This is a genomic window from Streptomyces sp. NPDC111802, from assembly GCF_055634335.1.
Genome location: NZ_JBVKCZ010000116.1, coordinates 1 through 7,791, shown reverse-complemented (window position 1 = coordinate 7,791; position 7,791 = coordinate 1). Strand labels below are relative to the sequence as shown.

7 protein-coding genes are annotated in these 7,791 nt (G+C 69.0%); 5 read left to right on the top strand and 2 right to left on the bottom strand.

The genetic code is table 11. The features are described 5' to 3' along the window. Positions 1-98: 98 nt before the first annotated feature. On the bottom strand, positions 99-812 hold the full coding sequence (locus ACZ7NC_RS43745) for a methyltransferase domain-containing protein (protein ID WP_471497629.1): 714 nt from the start codon (positions 810-812) through the stop codon (positions 99-101). A 1,010-nt stretch (positions 813-1,822) separates the two neighbouring features. Next, positions 1,823-3,169, bottom strand: coding sequence for a hypothetical protein (locus tag ACZ7NC_RS43740; RefSeq protein WP_471497627.1), 1,347 nt, complete (start codon positions 3,167-3,169; stop codon positions 1,823-1,825). Between the two features lie 203 nt (positions 3,170-3,372). Here ACZ7NC_RS43740 and ACZ7NC_RS43735 point away from each other — a divergent pair, with 203 nt between their 5' ends. The 5 genes from ACZ7NC_RS43735 to ACZ7NC_RS43715 all read left to right on the top strand — a co-directional run bounded on the left by ACZ7NC_RS43735 (position 3,373) and on the right by ACZ7NC_RS43715 (position 7,315). After that, the gene (locus tag ACZ7NC_RS43735; protein WP_471497625.1) at positions 3,373-3,810 is read left to right on the top strand and encodes an ATP-binding protein; all 438 of its coding nucleotides are present in this window, start codon (positions 3,373-3,375) and stop codon (positions 3,808-3,810) included. Then, positions 3,810-3,974 (top strand): hypothetical protein, encoded by a 165-nt coding sequence (locus ACZ7NC_RS43730; RefSeq protein ID WP_471497623.1) that lies wholly within the window; start codon positions 3,810-3,812, stop codon positions 3,972-3,974. Before ACZ7NC_RS43735 ends, ACZ7NC_RS43730 begins: the two co-directional genes overlap by 1 nt. 133 nt (positions 3,975-4,107) lie before the next feature. Next, positions 4,108-5,292, top strand: a complete 1,185-nt coding sequence (locus tag ACZ7NC_RS43725; RefSeq protein ID WP_471497621.1) for a phosphotransferase — start codon at positions 4,108-4,110, stop codon at positions 5,290-5,292. Next, on the top strand, positions 5,289-6,194 hold the full coding sequence (locus tag ACZ7NC_RS43720; protein ID WP_471497619.1) for a lactate/malate family dehydrogenase: 906 nt from the start codon (positions 5,289-5,291) through the stop codon (positions 6,192-6,194). Before ACZ7NC_RS43725 ends, ACZ7NC_RS43720 begins: the two co-directional genes overlap by 4 nt. Beyond that, positions 6,185-7,315 carry a hypothetical protein gene (locus ACZ7NC_RS43715; RefSeq protein ID WP_471497617.1) on the top strand — a complete coding sequence of 377 codons (1,131 nt, stop codon included), beginning with the start codon at positions 6,185-6,187 and terminating at the stop codon, positions 7,313-7,315. The genes ACZ7NC_RS43720 and ACZ7NC_RS43715 overlap by 10 nt, the downstream gene beginning before the upstream one ends. Positions 7,316-7,791 lie beyond the last annotated feature (476 nt).

Here is a 7,791-nt window from a genome sequence, read left to right as displayed (position 1 = left end):
GATTCCGCATCTGGAAGACCGTCACCGGGGCGCCCGCGCACGGCTGAACGCCGTGCCACTCACGACACCCGCGCACCATCACATTGCCTCAACTCACCTCACTCGCAGGCAACTTGACAGCGCCGCTTACGCCGGTAGGTGACGTCGGGCTCGTACAGCGCGAGCATCGACATCACGTCCCACGAGTCCGGCGGGTACAGCAGCGGGTACCGGCTGGTGGTGACCTCCTCTCCGTCGGCCTTCTCAACCTCCTTCCAGACCTCGCCTGCACGGTGGTCGTAGTCGTCGCCGTGGCGGGTCGGCATGAATCCAGCCCGGTCCCATTCGATCCGACCGGTGGCTCCGCCGTCCCTGGTCTTGTCGGCAGTCAGAATCAGCCCGGTTCCGGCGATCGTCGTGACCATCCTCCCGCCGGGCCTCAGAGCACACAGCCAGGAGGCGGGCACAGGCCGCACGGCAACGGTGGCGACGATCCGGTCGTACGTGCCGGGCAGTTCCTCAGTGATGTCGCACACGGACGTCTGCGGCCGATACCCGTACAGCGCGAGCCGGTCCGTTGCCATGTTCACTAGCTCAGCGTCCACGTCGATGCTGGTCACCTGAGCATCGCCAAGACGGGCACAGGCTAGGGCAGTGCCGTAACCGGTCCCGGTGGTGACCAGCACCGTGGAGTCGTCGGCGATCATCGCGTGCCGGTACATCTGCACGACGAGGCCGGGCAGCGTCGACGACGAGGTGGGGGTGCCGTCGATGGCAATGCTGACATCCTCAGGCAGGGCGCGGTCGGCGTGGCACGCGTCGACGCGGGTCACCAACGTCTGATTGGTGTACGTGGCCTTAAGCCAGGCCTGGGGGTCGCTGGGGCCGTCGCGCAGGATCCAGATACCGTCTCCGGTGCTCTCCCACCAGCGGGGCACGAAGTTGTGTCGCGGTACTTCGGCCACGGCGGAGTGCCATCGAGACTCCGGCCGCACGACCTCGTCCGCCAGGCGCTTTGCGTGCTGCACCCACTTCATCGCTAGTCCGTTCTCTGCGTCAGTAAGCAGGGTCGCAGGCTTCGGTGTTGGCCGGGTCACAGTCGTTGGAGTCGGCCGGGGTGCAGCCCGCCGGCGCGGGCCGACGGGGGATGCTGGCCGCAGTGTCCATCCACTGCCGCCCGAAGAAGACCGTAGCGAGCCCGCCGGTTTTCGCGTTCCCCGTGGCGAGGAAGCGGCCCAGCACGCACGGGGTGACCGTGCCGTCGGCTGTGACCTGCGGACGGGATCTCGCGAGGTGAACGGCAGTAGCACGCGAGGCCTACGGCGCAACCACTACCGAGTTCGCAGTGGTCGTGCGCTCACCGCTTCTGATCGCAGTCCGTGGGTGCCGCTTGCTTTGGATCTTGACCACCAGCTGAGATACCCCCGAGAAACTGGCCGTCTGCGCGCCAGCCTCCACGCCGGACGAGCCCCGCGCTCCAACGCCCGTGGCAATCGGGCGCGGCCCCCAGCCGTCGCAGCCCTGGCCCCCACTGCGGCCGAGCGACATCCTGACGGTGATCATGCACGCGTAAGGACCGCGCGCCGGGCAAGGCATGGCAACCCGGCGCGGCCTCCAGGATCTGGCCGCGCCCCTCGAACAGCCCGGGGAACCGGCAGCTGATCGCCTCAGGTCGACTCCAGCGTGCCTAGCACATCCACGTGACCCGAATGAGGTGGCATAAGTAGTCGAGTCCCGGGGGTATGTGCCAACCTCGTTGGCGCGGCCGCTCCTATGGCGTACCTCGCCGTGGGCCTGGTGGGCCATGGCCGCACGATGGACCGCATCCGTTCCCTTATCGGAGTCATGTTGCCTTGAGCCTGGCGACCTCGCGCGCCCGTTCGCCGAGGGTGCGTGCGACCGGCAGCGAGACGTAAGGCTTGAGCTGCGCGCGCAGGGTTCGCAGGTGCTCGTCTCCGCGTGCGGAACTGATCATCTGGTGTTCGTCGAGGAACTCATCCCATGTGGCACAGGCTGCCTCCACGTGCCGCATGGCCATCTGCCGCTCAGCGATCACTCCGAGGCAGTGCACCCGGCCCTGCCGTTCCTGGGTACTGCGGGCAGCATTCGAGCGGCGCAGGGCCTTGATGCTGCCCGGACCGTCCTTCAGTGACCACCTGACGTGCGCCTCGTGGAAGTGGTAGGCGGCCTCGTCGTAACCGCCCACGGCATCCCGCCGGTTGTCCGCCTGGGCTAGTGCGGTCTCCGTCTCGCGGAGCCGAGAGAGTGCGGTGGTCCGGTCGCCGGTCATCGCCGCGGCGGCGGCCTGCTGTCCGCGCAGGAACGCCACCAGGCGCGGGCCGGACGCCGGGGCGGCCTCCGCTGCGGAATCCGCGAGCTTCAAGGCCGCTCCTCCGTAGCCGAGGTGGGATGCCTGCAAGGACATGCCGCGCAGGGTCCGGCAGTAGGTGATGTGGTCTCCTCCTTCCGCCGCGAGATCGAGGGCGGAGCGGTAGTACTTCTGGCCTAGCCCTTGCTTCGTCTCGTACATCGCCATCCACCCCGTGAGGTACACGAAGTCCGCGACGGCCGCGAGCATCGCGTTGCGCACCGGCTCCGAGGCATCGGCGCGCAGGTATGTCCCGATTGTGTTCGTGATGAACGCCGCCGCCATCGGCCGCGCGTGACCGGCACCGATCTCGTCTAAGATCTCAGCGACCTTGTCCGTCATTTTGGTGACCGTCTCAACATCGCTCATCCCGATCCGCAGCGTGCGCCCCGCACTGGTCTCCTTCACGCGCTGGTCCAGTTCGTCGGTCAGCTCGTCGTAAGTGGGGACTACCAGCGTGGCCGCGTACATGCCCGCGGTCAGCACGTTGCGGCGGGATGGGTCCATGTCTGCTCGGCTCAGCGCCACCACTCCTGATACAGGGTCGCGCTCTTCGGCCGGGTCGTCTCCCCAGCCGACTTCGGCGGACGTTACTGGCCGTCCGGCGAGCCGCGAGAGCGCCTCAAGGATCGCGGGCCGGGCCTCCGGCTTCGGCCTACTGCCGGCGAGCCACTGCGACACGCTCGACTTGTCGTAGTGCAGCGTGACCCCGAGTTCCTTCCCAACGGCGTTCACACGCCGCGCGAGCTGCGCGTTTCCGATCGCCTCCGTCTGCATCAGGCCTGTAAGGGCCGTATTGGGCGTGCGCGGTCGTCGTCCCATTCCAACCCCCGAGCTGTGTTCAACCTGTTCAACCGTGGCTTCACTCTGCTCCCTTACCCCGCTGCGCGCACCGGAGTTGAGTGATTACAGGCCGTTCGGTGATCCGCATTGAGCGGCCAGTTGACCGCCGCGTCGGTCCCTCCACCTCAATCTCCCGAGAGGGGGCGGCGTGGTTCCCCTGCCCCCGGACCAAGGCGTGATCCATGACGATGACGGCGAGCCGCCCCCGCGCGAATGGGTATCCCTGCTACAGCGAAATCCGCCCCCGTACCGAGGAGACAGCGCCCCTGGCCCGCAGTCTGGCCCGCACGGCGTGCACCACCTGGGGCCTACCCGACGAGGTGACGGAGTCCGCGGCCCTCGTGATGGCCGAGCTATTCGCCAACGCGGTGCGGCACGCGTGCGGTCCCTCCGTCCGGGTCATCGTCGACCGGCCCAGCGACACGCGCGTCTATCTCGCGGTCATCGACCGCGCACCCGCGTGCCTTCCACACCTGCGCACCCCCGAGGGCGAGGAACAGAGTGGGCGAGGTCTGGTCATGGTCGAATCCCTGAGCGAACGCTGGGGTTACGACCGGCTCGGCCCCGCCGCCCGCCCGTGGGGTAAGCGCTGCTGGGCAGAGCTGAAGGTGACTCCGTGATGCCGCTCAACGGCTTAGACAGGGCGCTGAGAGAGGCGGCCCCGCCGCGTCGGCAGCGGAAAACCCGGATCGGCTGGCGGCAGGTCGCCGCGCAACTCCTCTTCGTCGTCACGGTCACAGCCTTCGTGCTCGCCCTACTCGCCTACGGGAGCGCCGACTGGTGATCTCCGGTGGCCGGACGGCGCGTCCCCTTCCCGCCCGGCCACCGGTCCAGCTCCATCCCTCCATGCCCACTTCCGCCCCGCCCGTCAGGGGCGGCGCACGGCTTCCGTCCCTCTCCCTCGTTGGAGGCTCCGCATGCCGCACGTCCTGCCCGAACCGGGATCCCTGTTCGAGCTCTCCGCCGACCGGATACGCCGCGCGGCGGCCCAGCAGTGGCCCGGCGAGGCCGTGACGCTCGGCGCTCACGTCCCGTCGGTCACCGGCTATGTGCGCCGGGTACAGCTCGCCGGCCGTGAGCTGTTCGCGAAGGACTCCGTCCTTGGCCTCTCCCTCGTCTCCGTACTGCGGGGCGTCGCGGGGGACGGGGGACAGGTCCGTGCGGCGCAGGTCGCCTACGCGACGTCACCCACGTCGCTGCTGGCACGGGAGGCTGCCCAGCTCTGTGCCTTGGACGCCGCCGGAATCCGGGTCGGCCGATGCGCCGGTTACCGGCGTGGGGTGCTGTTCACCGAGGCCGTGACCGGCCCAAGCCTGCTCGACCTGATCACCAAGGAACCCGCCCGGACTGCCGACTTGATGACCGGGGCTGTGCGTGGCCTCGCCGCGCTCCAGTCGCCGGCAGTGGTTGCCGCGGTCGACGCGGCACCGATCGCCGAGCGCGGTATCGACACGACGTTCCGCCGGAAGTTCAACGGCATCTCCGGACGTGCCTACGTCGCCCGGCTCGGTGTCGACCAGCTCGACGAACACACCCGCCGCGGTGTGGTGGCCGTGCTGGGGACGGTGGTGGCCCGGCTGCTGAAACTCCGCCTCACCCCGGCCCCGGGCCCCCGCCTGGTCGTGTACGGCGACCTGAAGCCCGAACACATCCTCTTCCCGGACAGTCCCGACGAACAAAGCCCGGTGTTCATCGACCCCGGTCTGTCGCGCGGCGGCGCCCACCAGGACACCGCGAAACTCGTCTCCCGCGCGCTGCTCGCCGTGCTCACGGCGACGCCGGTCCATCGCGCGGCCCTCGTCGTGGAGGGTATCGACGCCTTTACCTACGATCAGGCCCGGCAGATCGGCTGGGCCGAGCGCGGGCAGTGGCTGCGCCGGTTGATGATCACGTGGCTGATGGACAGCGTCAACATCCTGTCGACCTATCTCGCCGCCCCGGCCGCGCTGCCACTGCCGGAACACGCGCGCGCGGTTGTCGACTCCGCTCCGGCCCTGTGCACGGTCCTGGACTCCGTCAGCGCCAACCTGACCGCCGGGACCAATCCTGACACGGTGTGGCGCCTGGCGCTCGCCACGGTGACCCGGGCGGCCATTCGATGACCCGTCGCTACACGGTCGGCGTCATCGGTGCCGGCGCTGTCGGCCAGACCGTAGCCGCCCTCCTGACTGCCGAACCCTGGTGTACCCGCCTGCTGGTCACTTCCCGCGCGCCCGAAGCCGCATGCGGCCTCGTGACGGACCTGGAAGAGGCCCGGCAACTCGTCGGAGGTCCTCGCGTATTCACCGCTACCCGTGCCGATATAGGCGACGCTGACGCGCTGGTCATCTGCCCTCGTGCTAATTTCACCAACACCCGCACCGCAGATCTGCGCATGGCCGGACTGGCCGCGAACGCCCCGGTCATCGCCGAGTGGGCCCACACCCTGACCGGCTATTCGGGCATCGTCGTAATGGTCACCAACCCGGTCGACGTGCTGGCCCGCTACTTCGCCGACCTGTCCCGCGCGCGCCAGGTGTTCGGGATCGGCTCAGCCACGGACACCGCCCGCTACCGGCTCGCCCTTGCCCAGCATCACCGGGTGCCGGTCGAGACCGTAGACGGCTATGTGATCGGCGAGCACGGCGACAGCGCGGTCATCTGCGCGTCGTCGACCACCATCAGCGGACGGCCCACCATGGTGCCGCTCGACGTCGTGACGGCCGAGCTCCGCGACCGGCCGCGCCGGATCAACTCCGGGATCGGCCGTGTACGCAACGGCCCCGCCGCCGCCGTGGTGTCCGCCCTGCGCAAGCTCCTGGCGATCGAGGACGGCACGGATGTGCTGTCCGTCAACCGCGGCGGTGTGTGGCTCGGAATCCGGTTGCAGATCACCTCCGGTCAGCCCACCGTCACCCCCCTGACCCTGAACGAGCGGGAAACCGCGCAGTTTATCGCTGCCCGCGCCAAGTTGGGCGCCGCCTATCGCAAGATCAACCGTGAAGGAGCAACGTCATGCCGTTGACCGCTACCCGCATCACCGCCGATACCGCCACCGTGACGGTTGCCTCCCAGATGGGGGAGGTCACCGATTGGTCTCGCCGCTACTTCGGGCCCTGGTGGAACGCCACCACTGCCAAGGCCCCCACGGGTGGCGGCATCGCCGAGGACGGCGGCGGCCTGGTCCTGGCCGACGCCGACCCCGGCCGGATGGACGACGTCCACACCCTCGTCCGCGACTACGGGTTTGCCGAGACCGACTACGCGAACGCTCACACGCTCGTGTCACGTCAGGACGGCATCACCTACGCCGTCCAGCCGGATGAACACCTTGCCTACCAGGCCGACCAACGCCGCCTCGTCATCGTCGGCGACCACCCCGAACCCGTCGCCGTCGCGGCCGCCCGCCTCGCGCGCGAGCTCGTACGCGCGCAACTCCTCTCCGACGGCTGGACCGTCCTTCACGCCTCCGCCGCTGTCAAGGACGGCCGCGCCGTGCTCACCCTGGGCGACAAGGGCGCCGGCAAGACCACCACGGCTCTTCTGCTGGCCCGCCAGGGATGGGGGCTACTCGCCAACGACCGCGTCTTCGCCCGCACCGAGCCGTCCGGAACCGTCAGGGTGCTGCCGTGGCCGTCGGCTGCTGCCATCGGGCTCGGCCTGCTCAATGCGACTGGCCTCTACGAACAGGTGCACGAAAGGGTGCTCGCTGGCGAACAGCTCCACCCCACTCAGCACGCGAGTGTGACCGAGGCCCTGCGCGACGGCCGACGCGAGCCTCTGTGGAAGCCCTCCGGCAAGGAACTCAAGCCGCAGTTCTTCCCTGACCAGCTCTCCACCTGGCTCGGCCTCACCCTGGCCACCGAAGCCACCGCGGCCGGACTGCTGTTCCCCACGGTGAATGCCACAGCGTCCCCGGTCCTTCTCGACGACGACCGCGCCCTGACCGAATCGGACGTCTTCACCCGCACGACCGAGGACCGCTACCCCGACATCTTCCAACTGACCCCGGCCGCAGCGCCCGCAGCGGCCGAGCTGGTCGACCAGCTCGGCCGACTCCCCCGCCGGTCGCTCATGCTCAGCCACGACACCGACGCGAACGCCACGCTCCTGGCCAAGACCGCCGACGACATCGCGGCCGGATAATCCACGGACGCCCACGACTCCCGCCGCCGGAACAGCGCGACGGCCCGGTGGCGCCCCCACGCCACTGGGCCAACACGGCTCCACCCTCGACATGTCCGGCAAGACCGCTGGGGGCGTAGCCGTTCGCGGTGACAAAACCCCATACACACGACAACGCCGACCACAGAGCCGACACCCCGTTGAGTTTGCCAACATCGACAAGTGGATCTTCTTCGGTCGGCTCTGGCAGCCTCACTCACCGCCAGGACGGCCAGTGGCGGCGTCAGGTCGCCCGCGCCTGCGAGGACCCTCCTATGGCCGCTACACTCTAAGGCCGACTCCGCGCACCACGGCGCCGCGCCACACCACAGCACGCCCCTGAGCTCCTCGGTGACAGCAACTTCCTAGTGAGCTGGTTCGGAGATGCGTGAGCAGTAGCGGCAGATGCGGTCGATGATCTGGTCGGCGGTCTTGGTCCACTTGAACGGCCGGGCCTC